Source organism: Pseudomonas sp. GT1P32 (assembly GCF_054897805.1).
The window spans coordinates 1,411,311-1,436,312 of sequence record NZ_CM142704.1 but is presented as its reverse complement, the minus strand read 5'-3'; the positions used below and the strand labels follow the sequence as shown (position 1 = coordinate 1,436,312).

23 protein-coding genes are annotated in these 25,002 nt (G+C 60.1%); 11 read left to right on the top strand and 12 right to left on the bottom strand.

The window, feature by feature from the left end; genetic code table 11:
- Positions 1-29 precede the first annotated feature (29 nt).
- Positions 30-518 (top strand): Bkd operon transcriptional regulator BkdR, encoded by a 489-nt coding sequence (bkdR, locus tag ACYZUC_RS06495; protein ID WP_008034067.1) that lies wholly within the window; start codon positions 30-32, stop codon positions 516-518.
- Positions 519-936: 418 nt separating this feature from the next.
- On the opposite strand, the gene ACYZUC_RS06490 is transcribed toward bkdR, so the two are convergent.
- Entirely contained in the window at positions 937-1,800 is an 864-nt protein-coding gene (locus tag ACYZUC_RS06490) for an MBL fold metallo-hydrolase (RefSeq protein WP_461994444.1), read from the bottom strand.
- A 160-nt stretch (positions 1,801-1,960) separates the two neighbouring features.
- On the opposite strand from ACYZUC_RS06490, the gene ACYZUC_RS06485 reads away from it, so the two are divergent.
- The 4 genes from ACYZUC_RS06485 to nahK all read left to right on the top strand — a co-directional run bounded on the left by ACYZUC_RS06485 (position 1,961) and on the right by nahK (position 8,345).
- On the top strand, positions 1,961-2,767 hold the full coding sequence (locus ACYZUC_RS06485) for a sulfite exporter TauE/SafE family protein (protein ID WP_461994442.1): 807 nt from the start codon (positions 1,961-1,963) through the stop codon (positions 2,765-2,767).
- A 175-nt stretch (positions 2,768-2,942) separates the two neighbouring features.
- Complete coding sequence (locus tag ACYZUC_RS06480) at positions 2,943-4,127, top strand: porin (RefSeq protein WP_461994440.1); 1,185 nt, start codon at positions 2,943-2,945, stop codon at positions 4,125-4,127.
- 491 nt (positions 4,128-4,618) lie between these two features.
- On the top strand, positions 4,619-5,782 hold the full coding sequence (nosP, locus tag ACYZUC_RS06475) for a nitric oxide-sensing protein NosP (RefSeq protein WP_008024902.1): 1,164 nt from the start codon (positions 4,619-4,621) through the stop codon (positions 5,780-5,782).
- Complete coding sequence (nahK, locus tag ACYZUC_RS06470) at positions 5,712-8,345, top strand: hybrid sensor histidine kinase/response regulator NahK/ErcS' (RefSeq protein WP_461994438.1); 2,634 nt, start codon at positions 5,712-5,714, stop codon at positions 8,343-8,345. Before nosP ends, nahK begins: the two co-directional genes overlap by 71 nt.
- 213 nt (positions 8,346-8,558) lie before the next feature.
- On the opposite strand, the gene ACYZUC_RS06465 is transcribed toward nahK, so the two are convergent.
- From ACYZUC_RS06465 to ACYZUC_RS06440, 6 genes are all read right to left on the bottom strand, one after another.
- A complete protein-coding gene (locus tag ACYZUC_RS06465) occupies positions 8,559-9,224 on the bottom strand; it encodes a response regulator transcription factor (protein WP_084320911.1) in 666 nt (221 codons plus the stop codon).
- Between the two features lie 56 nt (positions 9,225-9,280).
- On the bottom strand, positions 9,281-9,838 hold the full coding sequence (locus ACYZUC_RS06460) for a PQQ-dependent catabolism-associated CXXCW motif protein (RefSeq protein WP_461994436.1): 558 nt from the start codon (positions 9,836-9,838) through the stop codon (positions 9,281-9,283).
- Positions 9,839-10,062: 224 nt separating this feature from the next.
- Positions 10,063-10,854, bottom strand: coding sequence for an ABC transporter permease (locus ACYZUC_RS06455; RefSeq protein WP_008024895.1), 792 nt, complete (start codon positions 10,852-10,854; stop codon positions 10,063-10,065).
- A complete protein-coding gene (locus ACYZUC_RS06450; protein WP_461994434.1) occupies positions 10,851-11,582 on the bottom strand; it encodes an ABC transporter ATP-binding protein in 732 nt (243 codons plus the stop codon). The genes ACYZUC_RS06455 and ACYZUC_RS06450 overlap by 4 nt, the downstream gene beginning before the upstream one ends.
- On the bottom strand, positions 11,579-12,538 hold the full coding sequence (locus tag ACYZUC_RS06445) for a YVTN family beta-propeller repeat protein (protein WP_461994433.1): 960 nt from the start codon (positions 12,536-12,538) through the stop codon (positions 11,579-11,581). The genes ACYZUC_RS06450 and ACYZUC_RS06445 overlap by 4 nt, the downstream gene beginning before the upstream one ends.
- Before the next feature lie 29 nt (positions 12,539-12,567).
- Positions 12,568-13,752, bottom strand: a complete 1,185-nt coding sequence (locus ACYZUC_RS06440) for an ABC transporter substrate-binding protein (RefSeq protein WP_461994431.1) — start codon at positions 13,750-13,752, stop codon at positions 12,568-12,570.
- 157 nt (positions 13,753-13,909) lie between these two features.
- Between ACYZUC_RS06440 and ACYZUC_RS06435 the strand changes: the two genes are divergently transcribed.
- The 3 genes from ACYZUC_RS06435 to ACYZUC_RS06425 are packed head-to-tail and all read left to right on the top strand — an operon-like array spanning position 13,910 to position 15,956.
- Entirely contained in the window at positions 13,910-14,032 is a 123-nt protein-coding gene (locus ACYZUC_RS06435) for a hypothetical protein (RefSeq protein WP_461994429.1), read from the top strand.
- 2 nt (positions 14,033-14,034) lie between these two features.
- Positions 14,035-15,297, top strand: coding sequence for a sensor histidine kinase (locus ACYZUC_RS06430; protein ID WP_461994427.1), 1,263 nt, complete (start codon positions 14,035-14,037; stop codon positions 15,295-15,297).
- Positions 15,294-15,956, top strand: coding sequence for a response regulator (locus ACYZUC_RS06425; protein WP_461994425.1), 663 nt, complete (start codon positions 15,294-15,296; stop codon positions 15,954-15,956). The genes ACYZUC_RS06430 and ACYZUC_RS06425 overlap by 4 nt, the downstream gene beginning before the upstream one ends.
- Here ACYZUC_RS06425 and ACYZUC_RS06420 read toward each other — a convergent pair.
- The 5 genes from ACYZUC_RS06420 to exaA all read right to left on the bottom strand — a co-directional run bounded on the left by ACYZUC_RS06420 (position 15,937) and on the right by exaA (position 22,633).
- Positions 15,937-17,364, bottom strand: a complete 1,428-nt coding sequence (locus ACYZUC_RS06420) for a hypothetical protein (RefSeq protein ID WP_461994423.1) — start codon at positions 17,362-17,364, stop codon at positions 15,937-15,939. The two genes, ACYZUC_RS06425 and ACYZUC_RS06420, sit on opposite strands and share 20 nt — an antisense overlap.
- A 7-nt stretch (positions 17,365-17,371) precedes the next feature.
- On the bottom strand, positions 17,372-18,559 hold the full coding sequence (locus ACYZUC_RS06415) for a caspase family protein (protein ID WP_461994421.1): 1,188 nt from the start codon (positions 18,557-18,559) through the stop codon (positions 17,372-17,374).
- 1 nt (position 18,560) lies between these two features.
- On the bottom strand, positions 18,561-19,775 hold the full coding sequence (locus ACYZUC_RS06410) for a hypothetical protein (RefSeq protein WP_461994420.1): 1,215 nt from the start codon (positions 19,773-19,775) through the stop codon (positions 18,561-18,563).
- Between the two features lie 179 nt (positions 19,776-19,954).
- Positions 19,955-20,602, bottom strand: a complete 648-nt coding sequence (locus ACYZUC_RS06405) for a pentapeptide repeat-containing protein (protein ID WP_461994418.1) — start codon at positions 20,600-20,602, stop codon at positions 19,955-19,957.
- A 138-nt stretch (positions 20,603-20,740) separates the two neighbouring features.
- Positions 20,741-22,633, bottom strand: coding sequence for a quinoprotein ethanol dehydrogenase (gene exaA / locus ACYZUC_RS06400; protein WP_461994416.1), 1,893 nt, complete (start codon positions 22,631-22,633; stop codon positions 20,741-20,743).
- Between the two features lie 254 nt (positions 22,634-22,887).
- Here exaA and pedF point away from each other — a divergent pair, with 254 nt between their 5' ends.
- The 3 genes from pedF to ACYZUC_RS06385 are packed head-to-tail and all read left to right on the top strand — an operon-like array spanning position 22,888 to position 24,989.
- Positions 22,888-23,349, top strand: coding sequence for a cytochrome c-550 PedF (pedF, locus tag ACYZUC_RS06395; RefSeq protein WP_150639990.1), 462 nt, complete (start codon positions 22,888-22,890; stop codon positions 23,347-23,349).
- A 3-nt stretch (positions 23,350-23,352) separates the two neighbouring features.
- The gene (locus tag ACYZUC_RS06390) at positions 23,353-24,231 is read left to right on the top strand and encodes a substrate-binding periplasmic protein (RefSeq protein ID WP_461994414.1); all 879 of its coding nucleotides are present in this window, start codon (positions 23,353-23,355) and stop codon (positions 24,229-24,231) included.
- Entirely contained in the window at positions 24,228-24,989 is a 762-nt protein-coding gene (locus ACYZUC_RS06385) for a quinoprotein dehydrogenase-associated SoxYZ-like carrier (RefSeq protein WP_461994413.1), read from the top strand. The genes ACYZUC_RS06390 and ACYZUC_RS06385 overlap by 4 nt, the downstream gene beginning before the upstream one ends.
- The last annotated feature ends 13 nt before the right edge of the window (positions 24,990-25,002 follow it).

Below are 25,002 nucleotides of genomic sequence, written 5' to 3'. Positions count from 1 at the left end.
TAAACAAAAATAACAGGTGGTTTTTTCTCATGCGCAAATTGGACCGTACCGATATCGGCATTCTCAACAGCCTTCAGGAGAACGCGCGCATCACCAACGCCGACCTTGCGCGCTCGGTGAATCTGTCGCCGACGCCGTGCTTCAACCGGGTCAAGGCGATGGAAGAATTGGGCCTGATTCGCGAGCAAGTGACGCTGTTGGATGCCGACCTGCTGGGGCTGCATGTGAATGTGTTCATTCATGTCAGCCTGGAGAAACAGGTGGAGGAGGCGTTGCAGCATTTCGAGGAAGCGATCTCGGATCGTCCGGAAGTGATGGAGTGTTATTTGATGGCGGGTGATCCGGATTATCTGATCCGGGTGCTGGTGCCGACGATTCAGTCGCTGGAGCGCTTCATGATGGACTTCCTCACCAAAGTGCCCGGTGTGGCGAACATCCGCTCAAGCTTTGCACTGAAGCAGGTGCGCTATAAAACCGCGCTGCCGCTGCCGGCAAATGGATTGACCCTGACCAATTGACCGCCCCCTCAACACCACATAACTGTCTGAGCCGGCTTGCTGGCGATGGCGGCGCATCAGCCACCTTCATTGTTGCCTGACACACCGCTATCGCCAGCAAGCTGGCTCCTACAGGTTTTGTGGTGGGTTCGGGTTGGTGTGACACCGCGCAATTGTAGGAGCCTGGCTTGCCAGCGATGGCGGCTTCGGAATCGCCAGCAAGCTGGCTCCTACGGGTTTTGTGGTGGGTTCGGGTTGGTGTGACACCACGCATTTGTAGGAGCCTGGCTTGCCAGCGATGGCGGTTTCGGGATCGCCATCGCCAGCAAGCTGGCTCCTACAGGTTTTGTGGTGGGTTCGGTTTGGTGTGACACCGCGCAATTGTGGGAGCCTGGCTTGCCAGCGATGGCGGCTTCGGAATCGCCATCGCCAGCAAGAGTCAGAGTTTGTTCAGGGGGATTTTCAGGTAGGTGACGCCGTTTTCTTCGGGTGGCGGCAAATTCCCGGCTCGTACGTTGACTTGAATCGCCGGCAACAACAGCGTGGGCATGCCCAGCCCCGCATCGCGTTGGGTGCGCATGGCGACGAATGCCGCTTCGTCGATGCCGTCATGGATGTGGATGTTGCTCTTGCGCTGCTCGCCTACCGTGGTCTGGCACTGGGGTTTGCGATTTTCAGGCGGATAGTCGTGGCAAACGTAAAGCCGCACGCTGGCCGGAAACGCCAGCAGCTTCCGGATCGAGGCGAACAGTTGATTGGCATTCCCGCCGGGAAAGTCGCAGCGCGCAGTGCCGACATCCGGCATGAACAACGTATCGCCCACCAGAATGACGCTGCTGTCGATCAAATAGGCCATGTCCGCCGGCGTGTGACCGGGCACGTGCAGCGCTGTGGCCTTGAGGTTGCCGATCATGAACGATTCGTCGGGGGCGAACAGGTGATCGAACTGCGAACCGTCCACGGCAAATTCCGGCTCAAGGTTGAACAGGCCTTTGAACACGCCCTGCACCTTGCTGATCGAATGACCAATCGCAATCCTGCCGCCCAGCTCCCGACGCAGATAAGGCGCGGCAGACATGTGATCGGCGTGGGCGTGGGTTTCCAGCAGCCATTGCACCTGCAACTGATGTTCACCCACAAAGGCGATGATTTTATCGGCTTGGGTGGTGGCGGTGCGCCCGGCGGCCGGGTCGTAGTCGAGCACCGGGTCGACGATTGCACACTGGCCGCCGTCGGCCTCGTAAACGACGTAACTGTAGGTCGATGAGGCGGGGTCGAGGAAGGCTTCAATCAAGGCAGGCATGGTGGCCGTTTCTTTTGGGACAGATGTTCAGGGTAGTTTCATTTTCCCTGCGCTGACCAGCCCCGATCAATTCAATGCAGGAAAAAAGCTGCGCGGGCTCTATCCTGTCAGTCATCGATACCGGGCGTTCCCGGCTCTTCTCACGGATCACGAGCGTTTTATGTTGCTGGCAAGTTTATTTGGTGTGGCCATGGGCCTGGTCCTCGGATTGACCGGCGCCGGTGGCGGAATTCTTGCGGTTCCGGCCCTGGTGCTGGGGTTGGGTTTGACCATGACACAAGCGGCCCCCGTTGCATTGTTTGCGGTGGGCAGCGCGGCGGCGGTCGGCGCCGTCGATGGGTTGCGCCATGGCCTGGTGCGTTATCGCGCGGCGTTGTTGATCGCCTTGCTGGGGGCGATTTTTTCCCCGGTCGGCATCTACTTTGCCCATCAACTGCCGGAAAAAATCCTGATGATTCTGTTCAGCCTGCTGATGGTCATGGTGGCCTGGCGGATGCTGCGGCGCGAGCGCCAGGAAGAAGGGCCGAGCGACCACGGCCACGCCAACTGGGGCCAGAAAAACTGCATGCTCGATCAACAGACCGGGCGATTTTCCTGGACCGCCAAATGCACCGCAACCCTGGCCGCACTTGGCGCGGTGACCGGCGTGGTCTCCGGGTTGCTCGGGGTCGGCGGCGGGTTTCTGATCGTCCCGGCGTTCAAGCAACTGACCGATGTGCAGATGCGCGGGATCGTCGCGACGTCTTTGATGGTCATCAGCCTGATTTCTGCCATCGGCGTGATCGGTGCATTTCATGCCGGGGTGCGGATCGATGGTCTGGGCGTGGCGTTCATCGTCGCGAGCGTCATCGGCATGATCGTTGGCCGACAGCTGTGCGCCCGAGTCCCGGCCCGGGCCTTGCAGATCGGCTTCGCCAGCCTCTGCGTGGTGGTCGCGGCCTACATGCTGTTCAAGGCCGGCGTCTAGCCGTCTTACACCCTAAGTTCCGGGCCCTCGTCGTGGCCCGGTCTTACACCGAACTTGCTGCACGCCACCGGCCACGCCAAAGCACTTCACAACCACCCCCAAGGCAGCGTATGACGCCGCCGGTCCGCTTTCGATAATCGCCTCCGACATCCAGTCCCCCGCTGCGGAGCGCGTCATGCACAACAATAAGAATTTCAAGCACCGTTACTTGCCAGCCTTCATCGCCAGCCTGTCGACCCTGGGTTTGAGCTCAATGGCCGAAGCCGAAATCATGCTGTACGACAAGGACCAGACCACGTTTTCCACGGATGGCTACATCAACGCCTTCTATGTGAACAGCGATGTCGACCGTGCCGGCGAGCAGTTCGACCGTCGACAGGCGCGGGTGAAAATGGGCTTTTTGCCCAACTACCTTGGCTTCAACATGGGCAAGCAGGTCGACGACCTCAAGCTCGGCGCCCGGGCGTCGTTCTGGGTGACCATCAACGATAGTGAAACCAACGGCACCGACACCGCCATCGACGTGCGGCAGTTCTACGGCACGGTGGCCAACCCGGAATGGGGCGAAGTGCTGATCGGCAAGGACTTCGGTCTGTTTGCCCGTTCCAACATTCTGCTCGATGAGTTGCTGGCCGGTTACGGCCAGGTCAGCGATACGCTCGGGTTGGTGGATGGCGGCGGGGTGTCGTTCGGCAACATCGGCAGCGGCTATCCGTACCCGTTCCCGACGTCGCAGATCACTTACCGCACCCCGGTGATGGACGGCTTGCGAGTCGCGGTCGGGATCATGGACCCGGTGGACACCAACGACAGCAGCGCGACCGGCAAGGCCTATCAGGAAAACCCGCGCACCGAGAGCGAGATCACTTACCAGTTCGACCTTGCCGGGGCGAAGATTTATAGCTGGCTCAACGGCAGCTACCAGACTTCGGACAACACCGATTCCACGGTGCAGTCCGTCACCTCCAAAGGCGTTGGCTATGGCGTGCAGGCGAAAATGGGTGGCTTGTCGCTGACCGGTTCCGGTTTTCAGGCCAAGGGCATCAACCCGTTCTTCACCAACAACGCCGGCGAACCGACGTTGCGTAATGTCGACAGCGACGGCTACCTGTTGCAGGGCTCGTACAAATTGGGCAAAAACCGCCTGGCCTTGTCCTACGGCAAGACCAAGGACGACGGCAACGGCGTGGTGGGCAGCGGCGCGGACTATGAGACTCGCGGCATTGCGCTGTTCCATGACGTCAACGACAACCTGAAACTGGTGGCCGAGTACAACCAGTTCGAAATCAATGGCCACCAAACCAGCGCGCAAAACGAAGACACCGACACCTTCGCGGTGGGGGCGGTGTTGACCTGGTAACCCCCAATCCCTTGTAGGAGCCAGCTTGCTGGCGATGACGGACTGTCAGCCACCATCATTGTTGCCTGACCCACCGCTATCGCCAGCAAGCCGGCTCCTACAGGTTTTGTGTCATGGCAGAAAACGGCGCGCCGGGCGCGGAATTGTAGGAGCCGGCTTGCCGGCGATGGCGGACTGTCAGCCACTATCATTGTTGCCTGACCCATCGCTATCGCCAGCAAGCTGGCTCCTACAGGTTTTGTGTGATGCAGAAAATGCCGCGCCGGGCGCAGATTTGTAGGAGCCGGCTTGCTGGCGATGACGGACTGTCAGTCACCATCATTGTTGCCTGACTCACCGCTATCGCCAGCAAGCCGGCTCCTACAGGTTTTGTGTGTTTGCTGGAACTCTCATCCCATCGAAGCGCCTGACCGCTACCCAAGTAGCATACGTCGCTGACCGCTGCCTTCGTACACTCCAACCTCACACATGCGCACCTGCGGGAGGCGACGATGCAGCAGGTTCAGAGCGACGGGGTCGTCAGTGCGATGTCCCAGGCGACCGATGCCCAGCAGGTGGCCCAGGAGCTGGCGCGGCAGTTGCTGCACCCGCATTTGGGCTTTGTGCTGTTTTTCTGCTCCGCCGAGTACGACTTGCAGGCGCTGGGCCAGGCCTTGCAGCAGAGCTTCGGCGGTATCCGTCTGGTCGGTTGCACCAGCGCCGGGGAAATCACCCCGCTGGGTTACGGGCGCAACTGCGTGACAGCCGTGGGTTTCGACCATCGGCATTTTTCCATCGACGCCGAATTGATCGACGAGATGGAGCGCTTCAGCCTGATCGACGCCCAGCAAATGGTCGAGCGTCTGGTCAGTGGTTGTCGCAGCAACACCCTGGCGCCGATCAAGGGCAACAGCTTCGCCCTGACCTTGCTCGATGGTTTGTCCAGTCGTGAAGAAATGGTGCTCGCGGCGTTGAGCGCTGCGTTGGGTGACATCCCGCATTTCGGTGGCTCGGCCGGCGACGACAATTACCTGACCCACACCCACGTTTACTTCGGCGGCGAGTTCCACAGTGGCGCGGCGGTGGTGGTGCTGGTCAACACCTGGCTCGACTTCGAAGTCTTCACCACCCACCACATCCTGCCGAGAGCGGAAAAACTGGTGGTCACTGGCGCCGACAGCGCCTCGCGCCGGGTCTTCGAACTGAATGCTGAACCGGCCGCCGAGGAGTACGCCCGACACATCGGCGTGCCCGTGGCTGAACTCGATCACCGGATCTTCGCCGCCCACCCGCTGGCGGTGCGAATCAACGATCAGTATTACGTGCGGGCCATCCAGCAGGTGCATCCGGACTTGAGCCTGAGTTTCTACTGCGCAGTGGAGAACGGCATCGTCCTCACCGTCATGACGCCAGGGCCGATGCTGCCCAATCTGCAAACCCTGTTCGACGGTTTGCAGGAACGCCTCGGTGACCTGTTGTTGACCATCGGCTGCGACTGTTTTCTCAGGCGCCTGGAACTGGAAGACGGCGGCAATCTGGAGCAGATCGGCAGGTTTTTGCGCGACCAGCGGGTGATGGGTTTCAACACCTACGGAGAACAGTTCAATGGCATGCACATCAACCAGACCTTCACCGGGGTTGCCATTGCCCGAGGCCGCTCCCCTGGACATCGCTGAGCTTGCGGCTCAAGTCGCCAGCCTGCGGCACGAAAACCACAAATTGCAGCGCATCAATAGTGCGCTGATCGAACGTATCGAGTCCGGAATCACCCGCGGCAACGACCCGTACGCGGCGTTCCAGCATTCGGTGGTGCTGGCCGAACAGGTGCGTGAGCGTACCGATGCCTTGAACCAGGCCATGGCTGAACTGAAGTCAGGCAATCACTTGCTCAGCGAAGCGCGTCTGCGCGCGGAAACCGCGCATCAACACCTGATCGACGCCATCGAGAGCATTTCCGACGCCTTTGTATTGTTCGACGCGGAGCAGCGGATCGTGCTGTTCAACAGTCGCTTCAAGGCGTTCTGGGGTAACAGCCGGGTGCGGATCAACGCCGGCATGCGCCTGGCCGAGGTCAAGCGGTTGATGCTGTCCACCGGGCTGTTCACCGAAGAACCGCGCGGGCAGGCCGATGAGAACCTGCTGTTCCGCTTGCAGGACGGTCGCTGGCTGCAAGTCAGCGAACGGCCGACCCAAGAAGGCGGGCGGGTGATCCTGTTCACCGACATCACCGACGTCAAACTCAGTGAAACCGTGCGCCGCGAGCAGGCCGTGGCGCAGAAATCGCATTTGTTGCAACGGGCCGTGGACAACCTGTCCCAAGGCGTAGCGATGGTCAACGCCGAGGGCATTCTGGAGTTGTGGAACCGACGCTTCCTTGAGCTCAGCGGCCTGGCGCCGGTGGCGGCGCACCGACCGTTCGCCGAAGTGATCGCCGACAGCGAGTTGAACCTGCTGACCCCGGCCAGCCGCGACGGCAATGGGCGCCCGGTGCAGGAATGCGAGCAGCGTCTGTACGATGGCCGGGTCCTGGAAATCCGCACGCATCCGTTGCCCACCGGCGGCTTCGTCAACACCTTCACCGACATCACCGAACGCTACCAGCACGCCGAAGCGCTGAGCGAAAGCGAGCGCTGGATTCGCCTGATCACCGACCACGTACCGGCGCTGATCGCCTACCTCAATGCCGATCTGGTCTATGAGTTCACCAACAAGGTCTACGAAGAATGGTACTGCTGGCCACGTGGCGTGATGCTCGGGCAGAGCCTGCGTGAAGTGCACAGCGAGCAGCATTACCAGCGCCTGGAAGCCTATGTGGCACGAGCGTTGGCCGGTGAAAGCGTGACGTTCGAGTTCGCCGAAACCAACATCAATAATCAGGAGCGCTACATGCTGCGCTCCTACGTGCCCAATCGGCTGGTAACCGGCGAAGTGGTGGGGATTTTCGTGTTGATCCGCGACATCACCGAACGCCGCCGCACGGCCGAGGCGTTGCACCAGGCCTATCAGAACCTCGAACTGCGAGTGCGCGAACGTACGGCGGAACTGACGACCCTCAATGACCAGTTGCTGCGCGAGATCGACGAACGTCGGCGGGTTGAATCACGCCTGCGCGAGGCCAAGCTTGAAGCCGAGCAGGCCAACCTGTCGAAGACCAAGTTTCTTGCCGCCGTCAGCCATGACTTGCTGCAACCGCTGAATGCCGCGCGCCTGTTTACCAGTGCCTTACTCGAACGCCGGGAGCCGCTGGCCAACGAGATTCTGGTGCGCAACGTCAGCAATTCCCTGGAAGACGTGGAGAATCTGCTCGGCACGCTGGTCGACATTTCCAAACTCGATGCCGGGGTGATCAAGGCCGACATTACGCCGTTCGCCTTGAGCGAGTTGCTGGAAAACCTCGCCGCCGAGTACACCCAGGTCGCGCGCAGTGAAGGGCTTGAGCTGCATTTCATCGGGTGTTCGGCGCTGGTGCGCAGCGACATTCAATTGCTTGCGCGGATCTTGCGCAACCTGTTGAGCAACGCGATTCGCTACACCTACAGCGGCCGCGTGGTGCTCGGTTGCCGACGGCATTATCAGCGGCTGTCGATCGAGGTCTGGGACAGCGGCATGGGCATCGTCGAAAACCGTCTGGAAGAGATTTTTCAGGAGTTCAAACGCGGTGATGTGCAACGTCCGGATCAGGATCGCGGGTTGGGGCTGGGGCTGGCAATCGTCGAGAAAATTGCCGGGATTCTTGGGCACCGCATTCACGTGCGTTCGTGGCCGGGCAAGGGCTCGGTGTTTTCCGTCGAGGTGCCTTTGAGCGCGACGGCACCCAAGGCACTGCCGAGCCTGTTGATGAGTGAGCCGATGCTTGAGCGCCTGCGCGGTGCGCGGGTATGGGTACTGGATAACGATGCGGCGATTTGCGCCGGCATGCGCACCTTGCTCGAAGGCTGGGGTTGTCTGGTGGTGACGGCGCTATCGGAGCAGGACCTGGCGCGGCAAGTGGACAATTATCACGCCGAGGCGGATTTGCTGATTGCCGATTACCACCTGGATGACGATCAGAACGGCGTGGATGCCGTGGCGCGGATCAACGCCCGGCGCGGCTCAGCCATTCCGGCGATGATGATCACCGCCAATTACAGCAATGAACTCAAATTGCAGATTCGAGAGTTGGGACACACCTTGATGCATAAGCCGGTGCGGCCGATGAAGCTGAAGACGGCGATGAGTCACTTGCTCGGCCGACCTTGATATTTTTGTTGATGTTGAGGGCCTCATCGCCGGCAAGCCGGCTCCTACAGGGGATTGCGTTGTTCCTGTAGGAGCCGGCTTGCTGGCGATTTGCTCGGCCGGCCCTGAAATTTGTGCGGGTGCTGATGGCCTCATCGCCGGCAAGCCGGCTCCTACAGGGGATTGCGTTGTTCCTGTAGGAGCCAGCTTGCTGGCGATGGGCGCGACGCGGTCTCAACGTCGTAGATAAGAGCCAAAATCAATATCCCCGGCACTCAGAATCGCCTGCACCCGATTGTGCACATTGAGTTTGCGCAAGATCGCCGAAACGTGGGCCTTGACCGTGGTTTCTGCGATTTCCAGGGTATAGGCGATCTGTTTGTTCGACTCGCCTTTGGTCATGCGCTCCAGCACCAGCAACTGTTTGCGGGTCAGGGCCTGGAGCAGTTCCGGCGGGAAGCTCGGGGTGTCGTTCATCCGGCGGTGGGTGCCGCTTTTCTGCGTGCGGATGATGTCCGGCGGCAGGTAGACGTTGCCATTGAGAATCTGCTGGATCGCCTCGGTCATCTGCACCCGTGGCGAGGACTTGGTGATGAAACCCACCGCGCCATAGGTGATGGCTTGCAGCACGATCTGTTTGTCCTGTTCCGCCGAGACAATCACCACTGGAATGGTCGGTGCCTCGTTGCGCAGGTTGATCAGGCCATTGAGGCCGTGCATGCCGGGCATGTTCAGGTCGAGCAGGATCAGGTCCAGGTCGTCGTGGTCCTGAGTCAGCGCGAGGGCGCTGTCGAGGTCGGCGGTTTCCATGACCTCGCTGCCCGGGAATCCATCGCTGATGACGTTATGAATGGCTTCGCGAAACAGCGGGTGATCGTCGGCAATCAGAATTTTGTACATAGCCTTTCACCTCATTATTTTGATTATGGTGTGGCAACAACACGCACGCGTAAAGGTCAGGGGAAAGGTTCGGGCAGGGCGGGTGTCACGGGCAGGTTCGCCGCTTGCCAGGCATCCAGGCCATCGCGATACCAATACAGAGTCTTATAGCCCATGGCGGCGGCGCGTTTGACCGCGTTCCAGCTCAACCAGCAATCGGATCGGCAATAAAAGACCAGTGGTTGCCGGGCATTGCCGGCGGTGAATTTATCCAGGTTACGCGCGAAATAGTCCTGCCAATCGGGCGCCAGGTCGCCGTCGCCGGTGTTGGCCAGCCAGTGGCTGCCGGGCAGGTTTTCGTGGGGCTGGTCCTCGATGAAACGCCCTTGCAGCCATTGGCGGCGGTAGACATCGATCAACACCGGGCGAGGCGTCTGGGTGAGCAGGGTTTGCAGGGCGGCGGTGTCAATGATGGCGGCGCCCTCGGCCTGATTCGGCGTGGGGCTGCGGTACAGGCCGATGCGGTAGCCATCAGCGGAGAACAGCGGTGTTTCGGCGTGTGCGACGCCCAGCAACAGGCTCAGCGATAACACAGCGAGGGAAGGGCGCAGCAGAACACGTCGGGCACGCGGCATGGGTTCAGTCCTTATAGTTATGGACCCATTACATGCCAGTCGCGGTGCGTTGGGAATGCGACGATAGACAGGAAAACCAGTACTAAAGTAGTAATTTCCTCAAGTTTGTTGGAGATCCAAATGTGGGAGCGAGCCTGCTCGCGAAGAGGCCATTACATCCAGCATTGAAGTCGTCTGATACTCCGCCTTCGCGAGCAGGCTCGCTCCCACAGGGATCCGTGGGATCAGCTGGATTTGCGCAGGGCGGCGTGTTGGGGGTTGAAGGTGAGGACTGCCAGTAGCGAGAACAACAGCGTCAGGCCGATGCATACCGCCAATGCCAACGGGTTGAAGCGCTCGTACAAGGCAAACCGCACCAGTTCCACTGCATGCGTAAACGGGTTCACGGCACACAACCAATACAACCACTCGCTCGACTCGCGCATCTTCCACAGCGGGTACAGCGCCGACGACAGGAAAAACAGCGGGAAGATCACGAAGTTCATCACCCCGGCGAAGTTCTCCAACTGGCGGATCGCGTTTGACAGCAACAACCCCAACGCACTGAGCATCAACGCCACCAGCAACAACGCCGGCAAGGCGATCAACAGGCCCATGGCCGGTGGCTGCACGCCGTATACCCAGGCAATCGCCAGGAAGGCGTACACCTGCAACAGCGAAATCAGCGACGTGGCCAACAGTTTGCTGCACAGCAGAAACGTGCGGGGCAAGGGACTGGTGAGCAGCACGCGCATGCTGCCCATCTCCCGGTCATAGACCATCGACAGCGAACCTTGCATGCCGTTGAACAACAGGATCATGCAGGCCAGCCCCGGAATGATGTAGACCTCATACGGAATGTAGGTGTCGTAGGGCTCGATGATCGCGATGCCAAGTGCCGCGCGAAAACCGGCGGCGAACACCAGCAACCACAGCAGCGGGCGCACCAGTGCACTGAGAAACCGCGTGCGCTGCAACACAAACCGCAGCCATTCACGCAGCACGATGCCGCTGAAACATTGCCAATAAGCATTCATCGCACGGCTCCCGAGGTCGTCAGGCGAGCGAAGGCCGAGCCGAAGTCTCCGCCGTGTTCCAGGCTCAATGCATCGGCCTGGCCACTGGCGACCAAACGGCCTTGATGGAGAATCAGCAAGTCATCGCTCGGCTGCACCTCGTCCAGCAAGTGCGTGGTCCAGAGCACGCTGAGGCGGTGCTCGCGGCACAGGCTGCGGATGTGTTGATTGAGCGCCAGGCGACTGGCCGGATCGAGGCCGACACTGGCCTCGTCGAGCAGCAACAGGCGTGGCTCATGCAGCAGCGCGCGAGCGATTTCCACCCGGCGACGATGACCGCCATTCAGCTCGCGTACCCGCTCGCGACGGCGTTCGGTCAACGACTGACGGGCCAGTTCGGCATCGACCCGAATTGCGGTTTCACGCCGCGACATTCCGTGCAGCGCGGCGTGATAACGCAGGTTCTGCTCGACGCTGAGGTCCAGGTCCAGCGTACTTTGCTGAAACACCACACCCAACTGCTTGAGCGCCGGGCGCGGCGCATCCCGCAACGAACAAGCGCCGACACGGATATCACCCCGTTGCACATCGTACAGCCGGGTCAGCAAGGCAATCAGCGTCGACTTGCCGGCGCCGTTTGGCCCCAGCAGCGCCGCAAAACGACCGGGCGCCAGGCTGAAACTCACTTGGCGCAACGCCTCCCGCGCACCGTAGGCGAAACTCAGGTCGCTGACTTCCAGTGCGTTCATGGCGTCACCACCACGCCCCACGGATAACGCCCGACCTTCACCGATTTGCTCACTTTGAGGCTGTCGACATCAATCACCGACACATCGCCGCTGACGCCATTGGTGGCGAGCAATTGCTTTTGATCCGGGGTGAACGCCATCTGCCACACGCGGCGGCCGACCAGCAGATAATCGAGGACTTCGAAGGTTTTGGCATCGATCACCGCGACATGGTTGGCCGGGCCCAGCGCAACGAAACCGTACTTGCCATCGGCGCTGAGTTTGATGCCCACCGGTTGCACCTTGTCCGGGTGCACGCCCTTGATTTGGAAGGTCAGGGTCTTGAGAACCTGCCGGGTGGCGACGTCAAGAATCGTCACCGTGCCGCCGATTTCCGCCGAGGCCCACAACTGTTTGCCATCGGGCGCGAACTCGACGAAACGCGGGCGCTGATCCACCAGTGTGCTGTCGGCCAGGGACTGGGTGCCGGTGTCGATCCAGTGCAGCATGTTGGTGGTTTCGCTGGTGTTCACGGCCCATTTGCCGTCCGGGCTGACGGCCATGCCTTCGGGCTCGACGCCGACGTTGATCTGGCTCAGCACCTTGGAGGTTTCGGTGTCGATCACCGTCACCAGCGCATCGTCCTCGTTGGAAACATAGAGCCAGCGATTGTTCGGGTGCAGGGCGAATTGCTCGGGGTCTTTGCCCGATGGCAATTCCTTGATGATCTTGCGCGTGGCCACGTCCATCACCTGCACCCGGTCCGAATCGCTGGCGCAGATGTACAGCAGCTTGTTGTCGTGGGACAGCAACAGACCGCGCGGGCGCTGGCCGACGGGCAGGGTGTCGGTGACTTGCAGGGTCTGCATGTCGATCAGGCTGAGGCTGTTGTCTTTTTCGTTGGAGACCCAGGCGGTGCTGGCCGCGGCGTGCCCGGCAGCGAGTAACAGGGCGCATGAAAGCAGGGTGCGGCGCATGGCGGATTCCTTATTGTTGTTGTGGAAGATCAGGGAAAGCGGCAGTTGACCTCGGGTTTGTCGTAACCGAGGCTGTCCATTTCGTTGAAGGGGTGCAGAAAGCCGTCCTGTGGCGAGGTGCTGACCAGCGCCCTTGGCTGCACGATGGGGATCGGCTGGCGCAACTGGCCGTTCCACGGGCGATAACTGAGCTTGCGACCCTTGAAGCCATCGAGCGGCAATTGGTCGCTGATTTCCAGGTTGCGGATCGCCATTGGATCGGTCTGACGCAGTTTGCTCACCGCGCTGGCGATGCTGCGCACGGCCATCCACGCGGCAAAGTCGCGGTCGTTCATCCAGCGCCCGGCCATGGCTTCGAAGCGTTTCTGCAATTGGGCGGCGCCATAGGTTTCCACGGTCTTGTGCCAGCCCACCGGGGTCAGGCCTTGAGTGCCGGCCACCGGGCGCGGATACCAGGTCTGGTAGGGCACGTATTCACCGAAGTCACCGCGTTCATCGGCCACCAGTACCACGTCGTACTCGGCGGTCTGGGTGAACAGCGGCATGTCGGCCTGGGCGCTGCGGCGTTGATCGTTATCGAAACTCCAGGCTTTTTCCGCCACCAGTTGCACGCCGAAGCGTTTCGCCGCGCGGCGCAGGGCGGCGGCATAGGCTTGATCGTCGGCGGTCGGGCCGACGATCAGCAGCGCCCGTTGCCATTTGCGCACCACCAGAAACTGCGCCAAGGCATCAGCGAGCATCGCCCGGCTCGGCAGCGTGTGCAGCACGTTTGGCAGGCAATCGGTGGTGCGCAGACTGTCATCCGGGCTGCCGGCGTTGAACAGCAAACTGTCGGGCAGGGCGGCGCTGAGTTGCCGCAGGCTGGCCACCGGCGCGTTCACCACAAACAGGCGCAGACCTTGCGCGTGTTGCGCCCTGGCCGCATCAAGCAAGGCCTGCGGGTTGTCGACGTTGGCGTTGGCCAGGCTGTAACTGTGATTGAGAAAGCGCCCGGTGCTGTTGCTGTCGGTGATCGCCAGTTCGGCGCCACGCAGGCCGGCATCGACGGGCTCGGGAATGATGTTCGACAGCAATGGTCCCGAGTCGGGGCGATAACCCAGGTAACCGATCTGCACTTGCAGCGGTGCATCGGCCGCCTGACTTTGCATCGCCAGCCCGGCGGCGCAGGCAATCGCCAGCAGGTAGATCAGGGCATATGGGGCAAGCTGGCGCATAGGGCACTCCATCACGGGTAGCGCCAGCATAGGAAGCCTGAGGACGGGATGAAATATGCAGAAAGTACCAGTGAGGCAGTACCAAGGTAGTAACTCGCCGAGGGCGGCGCGGTTTTAGCATGGGCAACAACGGCCATCACTCTGAAGGAGATCGACCATGCGTATTCTCAAGGCGCTGCTCCTGCCGTTGCTGCTCATCCTGAGTCTGATTGGCGTCGACAAACTCCACGGCCCGCGCCCCGCGTCGCTGCTGGTGATGCCTGCGACACCGGGGCACTAGGTGTGTCGGCCCTGTGGCGGATCAACCTCTGGGTCTGCGGGTTTTTCGCGCTGGTCACTTTGGCGTGCATGGGCTTGCTGGTGCACCAGGCGCTGGCGGATGTGGAGCGTGAGCTGCAATCCGCCGAGGCGGTGGTCGAGTACTTGAGCGAAACCGCCGCGCGCGATCCCGCCAGCCTGCAACCACGGTTGACGCAAAGTCTGCGTCACGTGCGGGTGCGCTGGCTCGAACCGGGCGAAGCGGCACAACCGCCAATGCAGGACGGGCTCGACGCCTGGCTCGGGCGATTGCTGTTTGCCGAGGCCCGGCACAGCGCACGGGTGCTGGATTTGCAGGATGGCCGTCGAGTGCAGATTGCGGTCGACCCACGGGATGAAATCGATGAAGTCTGGGATTCCCTCCAGCAATTACTGAGCCTGTGTGGCCTGGCGTTGTTGTTGAGTCTGTTGACCATCCGCTGGGCCGTGCGCCGGGGTATGGGCCTGCTCGATGAGTTGCTGCGCGCATTGCGGCAGGTTTCCGGCGGCCAGCTCAAGGTGCGACTGCGTGCGCAAGGGTTGCCGGAATCGCGGCAACTGGCGGTGCACTTCAATCGCATGACCGAAGCACTGGAACAGGCGCGCGCCGACAACACGCAACTGACCCAGACCTTGCTGGCGGTGCAGGAGCAGGAACGCACTCATCTGGCGCAGACCCTGCACGACGACCTCGGTCAATACTTGGCGGGGATTCGCGCTCAGGCCTGTCTGTTGCGCCTGGTCGCCGATCAACCGGACACCGTGGAGCGCACGGTGCGTGAGCTGGAACACAACTGCGAGCACCTGCAACAAGGTTTCAGAGCGCTGGTGCACGACCTCTATCCGGTGGTGTTGCAACACCTGCCGTTGGCCGAGGCTTTCGCGTTGCTGGTGGAGCAGTGGCAAGGCCGACAGGGTGTCGATTGTCAGTTGCGCGTCAGCGCTTCGTTGCCGCCATTGTCTGCGCCGGACAAGACCCATCTCTACCGCCTGTTGCAGGAAGCCTTGACCAACGTCGCCCGCCACGCCGATGCAAGCCAGGTGCGGGTTCGCCTGCAACACTGCGGCGGCCACTTGCGCTTATTGATTCGTGACAACGGATGCGGCGCCCACCAGCCACAGCGACCAGGTGTCGGTTTGTATTCGATGTTAGAGCGCGCCCGCAGTCTGGGCGGCGAGTTACGCATCATCAGCCACCCCGGCGCCGGTTGGGCGCTGGCCTTGAGCATGCCTTTGGAGGCGTCATGAATATTCTGCTGGTGGATGACCATGCGGTGGTCCGTCAGGGCTACGCGAGTTTGTTGCGCGCGTTGCTGCCGGCGATGGAAGTACGTGAAGCCGCGACGGGTGAAGAAGCGCTGATCAGGGTTCAGGAGGCCGTGCCGAATCTGGTGATCATGGATTTCGGTTTGCCGGGGATCAGCGGGCTGGAAACCACGCGCCGGTTGCGACAGCGTCTGCCGCAACTGCGCGTGCTGTTTTTCAGCATGCACGATGAGCTGCCGCTGGTGCGCCAGGCACTGGAGGCGGGCGCTTCAGGCTATCTGACCAAAAGCTCGGCGCCCGAAGTGCTGATCGAGGCGGTGCGGCGGATTCTCGCGGGCCACGCCTACATCGAACAGCCCCTGGCCACTCAACTGGCGTGTCACCCGCAACAGGACGCCAGCGACCCGCGTTTGCAGAGCATGACCCAGCGCGAACTGGAGATTTTCGTGATGCTCGCCAAAGGCACCCCGGCCCGGTTGATTGCCGAACAGTTGAGCATCAGCAGCAAGACCGTCTCCAATCACCTGACGTTGCTCAAGAGCAAATTGCAGGTGAGCTCCCATGCCGAGCTGGTGCATCTGGGGATTGATATGGGGGTGGTTAGGTTGGCGTCGAAGAGGGTCAATTCTCTCCAGGGATAATGACGGCTGCTTGATTGATGCGAATCTCATCCAGCGGTTCATCAGGCTCTAGATTCAGTGTCACTTCGGCATTGCCGATTTCCGGTAGATTCAGCGCGATACGAGCTTCACGGTTGATCAGGTCCAGGGACACTTCTCCTGCAATGCCTGCGCCGCGAGATTCAAGCAGCGTTTGGACGGATGTCTGTATGGATCTACGGAGGGCTTCGATTTCTTCTACCCAATCCAGTGGTGTCGATGTAGCTGAATCTTGTAGGCCATAGGTAGGTCGCGTTGAGGGGGCTTTGGGGTTGCGGCCATAGAATGCAAAGTAGGCGCCTTGAGTGCAAATCGCTCTAGCATAGGTCTTGGCCAGCAGGTAGTCGGTCTGGAATTCGGGCGACTCATTCTCACCGCGGTGAATGGCCGCCATGGTTTCGACCAGGAGCTTCGCGCCCAGTGCGAAAACAGGTAATCCGTTTGTCAGGGCCTGCTTGATACGGACACGTATCAGCGTCTCGTCAGGTGCGTCATCCTGCAGCAAAGAAGCGGCGGAAACGATGGCGGCGTCTGCAAGGTGAGGGAATGAATCCACCAGGTTTTCAATCCACCCGCGGCGCTGGTCCAAGCGACGCAATTTAAGCAGTACGTAGGCGCCCGCCACTGCACCCACTGGGTCTCGATATTTTCCTTGCAGCATTTGATCGGCAGTTTGCCATGCGTCGGCGAGGCTTGTTACTTGCTCCATGGCACCGCGTGCCAAATAAGACATGATCAGTTCGTTGTCAGCATTCTCGCGTCCAATGGTGATATCCAGCGAGTTACCGATGGTCTTGTCACTGGGGGTCAGTGCCACACGAACTTCTCCGCCAGGCGGCAGTGAAACAAGGCGCCAAGCGACGTCTTCTCCGCCGATCTGTAGCAAGTGAGGCTGGTCAGGAACATCGAACCAGTATTGTTGGATATCGCCTTCGCTTTCTGTCTTCGACGGTTGGAGGTCAGATGCATCCCATTGGCCATTTTTCAGGGTCCAGACCAGCCTCCACACCTTTCCGACTCGGCGCAGTGGCGCGGCGGGTGAGAATTCGACCTGGACCGTGGCTTTGAGGTGCTCCAGAGAGCGAAAGGGTTTGAGCCACTCCAGCCAATCACTTGAGCTGTCGGCACTTTGCAACAGAGTTACATTGCCTTGGCCGTCCTGTAGTTGAGCAACCTCCTGTACCTGGCTGCCGTTTGGCAGTTTGGCCAATACATAAACTCGCCCTGATGCAGTAGAAGGCCCGTCTCTGAGCTGTATTTTGGCCGGCTCGGCGGGGGAGGCCGTACCTTTGCCCAATCGTTCGCCACTGATGGAAAACACCTCAAAGGGTAACGTCAGTAGTCGTGAATCACTCACCCGACCTGCGACAGAAACGGTCAATATATTCATGATGGATTCACACGCTTTTGGCTTCGAGATAGTCGCGAAAGATTACTTTGTTCATATAGCGATGTTTTGGCGTGACCTGATAGCCAATCTGATTAATTTCAGCGCCATATTGCCACTCACCTCGCGGCACTCTAAAAGATGCGGGGCCATTGCTGAGAGCCTTGAGTTGACGAGGTGTCACTGAGTTCTCTAGGTAAGCTTGAGATATCTGACGCAGCACCGCAGGATCTATATCCATTTCAACTAGTACGTCCGGAATACGATCCAGCACATTCAAGGCGATCAGATGGGTTCCGTCGCTTTCAAAGGCGACGTGCTGTTGCAGACTAGGTAGCGGGAGCAACAGGTGATTTAACAATGCTGCTGTTGCCACTTGCAGTTCCGAGGGTCTGACATCGAACACTCCAGGGGCATTGTCACGTTCCTCTCCGCAGTGACCACACAGTGCCTGTAGCAGCGCTTGCGTAAAATAGGTCACACCTTCGTCGGGCGTGTAAGCCAGACGGTTGGCGGAAGTGGATCGCAGAATTGCTGATCCGGCGCTGGTGATCGTGCCTTTTTTGGAGCCATCGGTCAGTCCCCGGGGGATGTCCAATTGTTCCTGAACCTCATCATTGAATTCACGGCAGGCATCGAGCACATAGACTAGTCGCGCGCTCGTTGCTCTGATAGTTGCCTGATGGGTATTGGAGACATGAAAGGCGTTCGACCAAGTGACATCGTTTTCGCCGAAGTCATCAGCGATGAGAAATTGAGTGACGCCATCACTGACGCCATGCCCGCAAAAATAAAAAACGCCGACACTTTCGGGATTTGCCCCTAATCGTTCATACCACTGTTTATAAGCAATTCGGATATTGGCGAGCGTCGGTCGCGGACAGGTAACACTGCCTCCTGGCGGGGTTTGAATGTTGATCGATGGAGAGACCAGAGCCGTGAGTGATCCCAGCGGAGCGTCGGGGTTGGAAAAGGCTTCGTGAGGGGATTTTCCCTGACCTGCTGGCATAGCGTGTGCGCCACTCAGATACCAGTTTACCATCTCCTGAACAGAGGTATGCGGTGAGTTTAACGGCTTCACATATGAATAGGCCGTTTGCCCCATTGCCGGATATTCGCCGCAGCCCACAAGTAAAACGTGGGTCGCCGTCGAGTCAGGTTTGTCTTTGACTGCTTGCGATAGAAATAGAGGTTCCATCTCATTTGCCCTTCATGCGTAGGGCGAGCTTTTTATAGAAACTGGGTCTGGTGAAGTATCCACCGTGGGCTTCCAGAAGCCCGTAGCCAGTATCGAATTTATAATCCTCCACGCCGTTGAACACCCCTTCTGCCCGGAAGGAAAAGATGTCATTTGTGTCGAAGACGTTGACCCACTTTTCAATATTGCCTGGCTTGCTCAAACGGTCCGTAGGAGGGTTGGCAGGCACGCCTTGCTGGCTGACGCGGAAAAGTGTCATTTCTTCAAACACCGGAACTTGCGAGCCGATCGTGGCAAAGAGATCGACTTTGATGCCTGGAGCAAAGTACGTGAGGATGTCGTAAAGAATGACGCCGCCAAGGCTATGGCCAATGACTATCAGTTTGTCGTCACCCGGCCTGCGGTTTTTATCAGCTTGCTCCAAGGCCTTCTTGACCACATCAACGATGGCGCCGGGGGCGTTTGCTCCTTGATGTGAGTTGAGGTAGACAAAGATATCGCCCAGGAAACGGGTCGCTTTGGTATGCAACGATTCGCGAGCCTTGGCCAAGGCCAGAGCAGTGATTGCGTCGCTGGGAGCCGAGCCCAGGCGATTGACGGCTTCACCCAGCGATTGCCACCAGTCCTTCAACCCCATTGCCTGTACTGCCAGGGCGCCAGGTGCGTTGACGAGAGGGGCAATTTCCTGATTGAGTTTGTCGATGAACTGTTGATTGGTTAATGGCGGCTGCTGGATCGCCCAGGCGGGGATAGTGCTTGCTGCATATCTACGCGACGCATCATAACGTTCGAGTACTTGCTTGTAGTCTGCTTCGGTCTGCGCGACTATCGATGCAGCATCCCACACCAGATCTACAGCTTTTTCAAAACCCTTGTCTTGTCGGCTGATATCGCCCAGTACCACGGGCTTTCCACCATTTTGTGCCTGTACTTCATGTATCCACAGTTCGTATTCGGCTGCCCGTGATCCCGTCAGCTTGAGGTTCAGCGCCTTGACCGGTGTCTTGTTCGTTGGAAGCGAAGCCTGATTCCAGCGAAATTTCACGCCGTCGCCGCCCCAGTAAGGGAATAAAACGCTCAGCAGTTTTGGATCGATATCCAAGTCGAGATCAGCTGCCAGGATGCTGCGCAGGGATTGTTCAATGCGAGCACGGGACGGTTCGTAGTCCGCATCTTCCTTTCGATTATTGACCCCGTGAACGAAAACAATCGGCATGTCGCTACTTCCTTGAGTGAGGGATGTTTAAGTACAAACTGTTGGTGAAGCTATAGCCCAACTTCCGCGTTTTGGTAGTTGAATCTTGATATTTCTTTAAACGGCGGGATGAGTGAGAGCAAAGCGACTCAGAGTTGAAACAAAGCCCCTCGCTTTTGCACAATCCGAGCGTTTTACCTTCACTTGTTCCACGTCGTCGGGCAACCTGTGCAGCCGTCCATATTCGCATCCTGAAAGTTCGCATAATGCTGGCGCGAGCCGCTTAGGTTTGCTTGCTCCAGGTTGCTTTCACCGAACTTGGCTTCCTGCAGATTGGCATCACTGAGATTCGCGCCTTTGAGGTCGGCTTTGCTCAACCAGGTCATTTCCAGGTCGGCCGCCCGCAGGTTGGCGTTGTGCAGTTTGGCGCCGGAGAGGCGGGCGAATTGCAGGTAGGCGCCGCTGAGGTTGGCGTCCTGAAACTGCGCACCCTGTGCAAACAAGCCCCAGCCCTGGACCGCCATCAACGTGGCACCGCTGAAATCGGCCAGGCGCAGGTTGCTTTGTTGCAGGCTGGCGCGGGTCAGGTTGGCGCCTTGCAGTTGGGCTTTTTCCAGGTTGGCGAGGTCGAGGCGGGCGTGACGCAAGTCGGCCTCGCGCAGGTCGGCGCCGCTGAGGTTCATGTTGCGCAGGTCCAGATTGCTCAGGTTGGCGCCTTTGAGATTGGCGCCGGGGCACTGGCTGTGTTCGGCGAGGGTGCAGCCGTTGATGATCAGGGGGGCGTCGTCGCTGTCGTCCGCGAAAACCGGAAGGGCGGCGAGCAATAGCATTAGAGGCAGGTATTTCATGGCAAGGTCTCTGGCTTCCCTTGTGGGAGCGAGCCTGCTCGCGATGGTCGTCAACGATGACGCGGGGTGTCTGGTGCCCCGCGGCGGTCTCAGGTTAATCGCGAGCAGGCTCGCTCCCACAGAGGTGGGTGGGGAGAATTACTTCTGCGCGGTCTGGTTATCCCAGCTCGGAATTTTGAACACCCAGAACGACCCGCCCTGAGCCACCGGTTTGGTCAGCTCGGCCATGTCGCCGCCCCACAACGGCACCGCGCCGCCATAGCCGACGGTCACGCCGATGTACTGCTCGCCGTCCTGTTCCCAGGTGATCGGCGGCGAGACGATGCCGCTGCCGGTCTGGAACTTCCACAGCTCCTTGCCGGTTTTGGCGTCGAAGGCCTTGAAGAAACCGTCGCCGGTGCCGGTGAACACCAGGTTGCCCTTGGTCGCCAGCACGCCGGCCCACAACGGCAAGTGCTCCTTGTGTTCCCACACCACTTTGCCTGTGGTCGGGTTCATCGCCCGCAAGGTGCCGACGTGATCGTCATACATGCGCTTGATGCGGAAACCCATGCCCAGATAGGCCGAGCCTTTCTTGTAGTTGACCTCTTCGGTCCAGTATTCCTCTTTCCATTGGTTGCCCGGAATGTAGAACAGGCCGGTATCCTGACTGTAGGCCATCGGGTTCCAGTTCTTGCCACCAAGGAACGGCGGCGAAACTTCCACCGGTTTGCCTTTGGTTTCCCCCGTCAACGGCTTGGCCGGACGCTGGCCTTCATTCTCGACCGGTCGCCCGGTCTTCAGGTCGATGTGGCTGGCCCAGGTGATGTTGTCGACGAAGGGGAACGCGTTCTGCAATTTGCCGTTGTTGCGATCGACCACGTAGAAGAAACCGTTGCGGTCCGCATGGCCGGTGGCCTTGACCGTTTTGCCGTCCTTGTCCTTGTAGTCGAACAGCACCAGCTCGTTGTTGCCGGAGAAATCCCAGGCATCGTTCGGCGTGTGTTGGTAGAACCATTTCACCTCGCCGGTGCTCGGGTCGACGCCGACCTGGCCCGAGGTGTAGAGGCTGTCGAAATCGTGCGGGTTGCCGTCCTTGGCGGTGCGCGCCCAGGTGTTCCAAGGGCCGGGGTTGCCGGCGCCGACGATGATGGTGTTGGTTTCCGGATCGAAACTGGCGCTCTGCCAAGGGGCTCCGCCGCCGTGGCTCCAGGCTTCGACCTTGCCGGTTTCAGTGGTCGGGTCGTTCGGCCAGGACGGCGCCTTGACGTCGCCGGTCGGTGTGCTGTCCTTGCCGTTCAAACGGCCCATGTGGCCTTCGACGAAAGGCCGCATCCACACTTCTTCGCCGGTGTCCGGGTCGCGGGCATAGAGCTGCCCGACCACGCCAAACTCATCGCCGGAACTGCCGTGAATCAGCAACACCTTACCGCTGGTCTTGTCTTTGATCAGCACCGGGGCGCCGGTCATGGTGTATCCGGCGGCGTGATCGCCGAATTTTTTGTTCCAGACCACTTTGCCGGTGTTCTTGTCCAGCGCGATCAGGCGGGCGTCGAGGGTGCCGAAGTAGATCTTGTCGCCGTAGATCGCCGCCCCGCGATTGACCACATCGCAGCACGGACGAATGTTGTCCGGCAGGCGATGGTTGTAGGTCCACAGGCGCTTGCCGGTCTTGGCGTCGAGGGCAAATACCCGCGAGTAGGAACCGGTGACGTACACCACGCCGTCACTGACGATGGCCTGGGATTCCTGGCCGCGCTGCTTCTCGTCGCCGAACGAATAGGACCAGGCCGGCGTCAGCTTGAACACGTTCTTGTCGTTGACCTGGGCCAGCGGGCTCCAGCGCTGGGCGTTGGTGCCCATGCCGTATTGCAGAACGTCCTTGGTGGTCAGGTGATCGTTGGCAATGTCTTCCCAGCTCACGTTGTGCGTCGGCGTGGCGGGTGCGGTCGCGGCTTGACCGGCAGCGCTCAGGGACAGGCTGCTCACCAGCAAAAAGGTTTGCACGGCGAGGGTTAAAGGGGAAAGGGCGGGTAGCGATCTTATTGTCATGGTTGCAGTTCCCAGTGGAGGTTTTGGCCTGCACAGGGTGGTGCGTCCGACGGGGTGGCGAATACGGAAAAAGTCCCGCTGTTGCCGGGAAGATTTCCCAGGCAGCACCTGATTTGGATGTGCGTCGCAAGCCCTACTACCAAGGTACTGGGTGGCGGCCACCAAAGCAGCATGGGGCTTGCGCGAAGCGCTTCCTAAGATAGCTGCCATAGCCTCTGTAAAGAGGTTTTGCGTGCAATCCTGAGGGCATAACAATGACAACAAAACGCAACGCCTTGCTCGTCGCCGGGCTGCTGGCCGGCTTTATCAGCGCAGGTTCGGTCTGGGCCCACGGCAATGTCGTGCCACAAGCCGTCGAAACCAAGGGACTGACCCCGATCAAGGACGCCGGCGTGCAGGTCGATGGCGATGGCTGGGCGGCGGTGAACCCTTACCGCACGTCCCCGGAACACGATAAGGCCATCGAGATCGGCTCATCGGCCTACAACCAGAACTGCGCGGCCTGTCATGGCCTGGAAGCCAAGTCCGGCGGCATCGCACCTGATTTGCGCATGCTTGATGTCGGCGAGGCCGGTGATGAATGGTTCGTCGAACGGGTGCGCCATGGCGCGGTGCGTGACGGCCGGGTGTACATGCCGAAAATGGCGGACTACCTGAGCCAGGAAGCCCTGTGGGCGGTGCGCACTTACCTGGACAGCGTCCGCGTCGAGGAGTAATGCATGCGCCTGCTCGCGGTGTTGATCAGCGCTGTGTTGCTGTGCTGCCAGACGGTGCAGGCGCAGGTCCGTAGCTATGACGAAATGATCGCTGCCGGGGAGCTGAAGGTGGCGGTCTACAAAGACTTCGCCCCCTACAGTTTCGAAGACGCCGGCCAACCCCGTGGCGTCGATGTCGACCTCGCCGAGGCGCTGGCCAAAGCGCTTGGCGTGCGCCTGACGCTGATCTGGGCGCCCGCCGGCGAGAAGCTCGACGACGACCTGCGCGACTACATCTGGCGCGCCAGTCCGTTGCACGATCTGCAACTGGCGGACCTGATGATGCGCGTGCCCTATGACCAGGATTACGCGCGCAAACGCAACGAACTGGGCGAACTGGAAAACAGCCATGTGGTGATGTTCGGTCCGTATCAGAACGAACAATGGCAAGTCGCCTATGACCGTCGTCGACTGGAGTCGGTGGCCAGCGTCGCGGTGTTCGAGCATCACCCGATCGGCGTCGAGGTCGACAGTGTGCCGTCGTTCTACCTGACCTCGGTGTTCAGCGGCATGCTCGCTGGCAAAACCCATCACTACCCCGGCGTGCCCCAGGCATTCGCAGCGATGAAGGCGGGCGAAGTCGACGCGGTCATGGCCATGCGCGGCGAGATCGACTGGCAGGTTCATCAAGCCGCCGACCCGCAAGTGGCGCTGGCGGAAAACGCCTACCCGAACATGGGCAAGCAACTCTGGGAAATCGGCATGGCCGTGCACGAGAGCAACCGGCAACTGGCCTATGCCGTGGAAGAGGCGCTGGAAACCTTGATCCGCGAGGGTTCGGTGAAGGCCATTTATGCCCGATACGGCCTGCGCTATGACGTCCCGGAGATGTATCAACAGTGAACTGGAGCGCGTGTTGCCTGTTGGCCTGTTGGCTGCCTTTGGCCGCGCACGCGGCAGCCGTCGAACCGGGTAAAGACCCGGTGCCGTCGGTGATGTGGGCCTTCTATCACAAGCAGATGCTCGGCGACGCGCCGTTCGTGTTCGATGAGCGGGTCAGGCTGCTGGCGCCACCGTTTGCCGAAGACGCCCGGCAAGTGCCGCTGGAAATCGATGCACGGGCGTTCAAGGGCGACGTGGTGAAAATCCTCGCCTGGGCCGAGCTCAATCCCTTGCCGAGAATTGTTGATTTCCAGCCGCTGGATCGGGTGTTGCCCTGGCTGTCGATCCGCATTCGTGTCGAACAAGCCACGCCGCTGCGCGCGGCCGTCCTGACTCGCGACGGTGTGTGGCATGTCGGCTCGACCCTGATCGATGCGGCGGGCGGCGGATGCACGGCGCCGAGCGTGGTGCGCACCCAGCCGGGTTGGGAGGAGCACATCGGCGAAGTGCTGGGCGGACGTTATCCCCGTGGCGAATTCAGCCGCTTGCGTTTGCAGGTGGCGCACCCGATGGATAACGGCATGGTCGGTGGCATCCCGGAATTCTTCATCAACCATGCCGAGCTGCGGGATCAGAACGATCAAGTGCTGGCCCGCCTCGAACTGTTTCCCGCCGTCAGCGAAAACCCCAACCTGGCCTTCGACATCGAAGGGGCAGGGCAGACGCGCCTGTTGCTGCGCGACAACAGCGGCAACGAATTTGATGCGGCCATACCCTGACTCAAAGGAGCGC

What these genes read in the sequence shown, in the direction of transcription:
- ACYZUC_RS06425 (WP_461994425.1), top strand. Translation starts at nt 15,294, where the DNA reads ATGAATATTCTGCTGGTGGATGACCATGCGGTGGTCCGTCAGGGCTAC.
- exaA (WP_461994416.1), bottom strand. Translation starts at nt 22,633, where the DNA reads ATGACAATAAGATCGCTACCCGCCCTTTCCCCTTTAACCCTCGCCGTG.
- nahK (WP_461994438.1), top strand. Translation starts at nt 5,712, where the DNA reads ATGGCATGCACATCAACCAGACCTTCACCGGGGTTGCCATTGCCCGAG.
- bkdR (WP_008034067.1), top strand. Translation starts at nt 30, where the DNA reads ATGCGCAAATTGGACCGTACCGATATCGGCATTCTCAACAGCCTTCAG.
- ACYZUC_RS06490 (WP_461994444.1), bottom strand. Translation starts at nt 1,800, where the DNA reads ATGCCTGCCTTGATTGAAGCCTTCCTCGACCCCGCCTCATCGACCTAC.
- ACYZUC_RS06450 (WP_461994434.1), bottom strand. Translation starts at nt 11,582, where the DNA reads ATGAACGCACTGGAAGTCAGCGACCTGAGTTTCGCCTACGGTGCGCGG.
- ACYZUC_RS06445 (WP_461994433.1), bottom strand. Translation starts at nt 12,538, where the DNA reads ATGCGCCGCACCCTGCTTTCATGCGCCCTGTTACTCGCTGCCGGGCAC.
- ACYZUC_RS06415 (WP_461994421.1), bottom strand. Translation starts at nt 18,559, where the DNA reads ATGGAACCTCTATTTCTATCGCAAGCAGTCAAAGACAAACCTGACTCG.
- ACYZUC_RS06390 (WP_461994414.1), top strand. Translation starts at nt 23,353, where the DNA reads ATGCGCCTGCTCGCGGTGTTGATCAGCGCTGTGTTGCTGTGCTGCCAG.
- nosP (WP_008024902.1), top strand. Translation starts at nt 4,619, where the DNA reads ATGCAGCAGGTTCAGAGCGACGGGGTCGTCAGTGCGATGTCCCAGGCG.
- ACYZUC_RS06455 (WP_008024895.1), bottom strand. Translation starts at nt 10,854, where the DNA reads ATGAATGCTTATTGGCAATGTTTCAGCGGCATCGTGCTGCGTGAATGG.
- ACYZUC_RS06480 (WP_461994440.1), top strand. Translation starts at nt 2,943, where the DNA reads ATGCACAACAATAAGAATTTCAAGCACCGTTACTTGCCAGCCTTCATC.
- pedF (WP_150639990.1), top strand. Translation starts at nt 22,888, where the DNA reads ATGACAACAAAACGCAACGCCTTGCTCGTCGCCGGGCTGCTGGCCGGC.
- ACYZUC_RS06485 (WP_461994442.1), top strand. Translation starts at nt 1,961, where the DNA reads ATGTTGCTGGCAAGTTTATTTGGTGTGGCCATGGGCCTGGTCCTCGGA.
- ACYZUC_RS06440 (WP_461994431.1), bottom strand. Translation starts at nt 13,752, where the DNA reads ATGCGCCAGCTTGCCCCATATGCCCTGATCTACCTGCTGGCGATTGCC.
- ACYZUC_RS06435 (WP_461994429.1), top strand. Translation starts at nt 13,910, where the DNA reads ATGCGTATTCTCAAGGCGCTGCTCCTGCCGTTGCTGCTCATCCTGAGT.
- ACYZUC_RS06465 (WP_084320911.1), bottom strand. Translation starts at nt 9,224, where the DNA reads ATGTACAAAATTCTGATTGCCGACGATCACCCGCTGTTTCGCGAAGCC.
- ACYZUC_RS06460 (WP_461994436.1), bottom strand. Translation starts at nt 9,838, where the DNA reads ATGCCGCGTGCCCGACGTGTTCTGCTGCGCCCTTCCCTCGCTGTGTTA.
- ACYZUC_RS06410 (WP_461994420.1), bottom strand. Translation starts at nt 19,775, where the DNA reads ATGCCGATTGTTTTCGTTCACGGGGTCAATAATCGAAAGGAAGATGCG.
- ACYZUC_RS06420 (WP_461994423.1), bottom strand. Translation starts at nt 17,364, where the DNA reads ATGAATATATTGACCGTTTCTGTCGCAGGTCGGGTGAGTGATTCACGA.
- ACYZUC_RS06405 (WP_461994418.1), bottom strand. Translation starts at nt 20,602, where the DNA reads ATGAAATACCTGCCTCTAATGCTATTGCTCGCCGCCCTTCCGGTTTTC.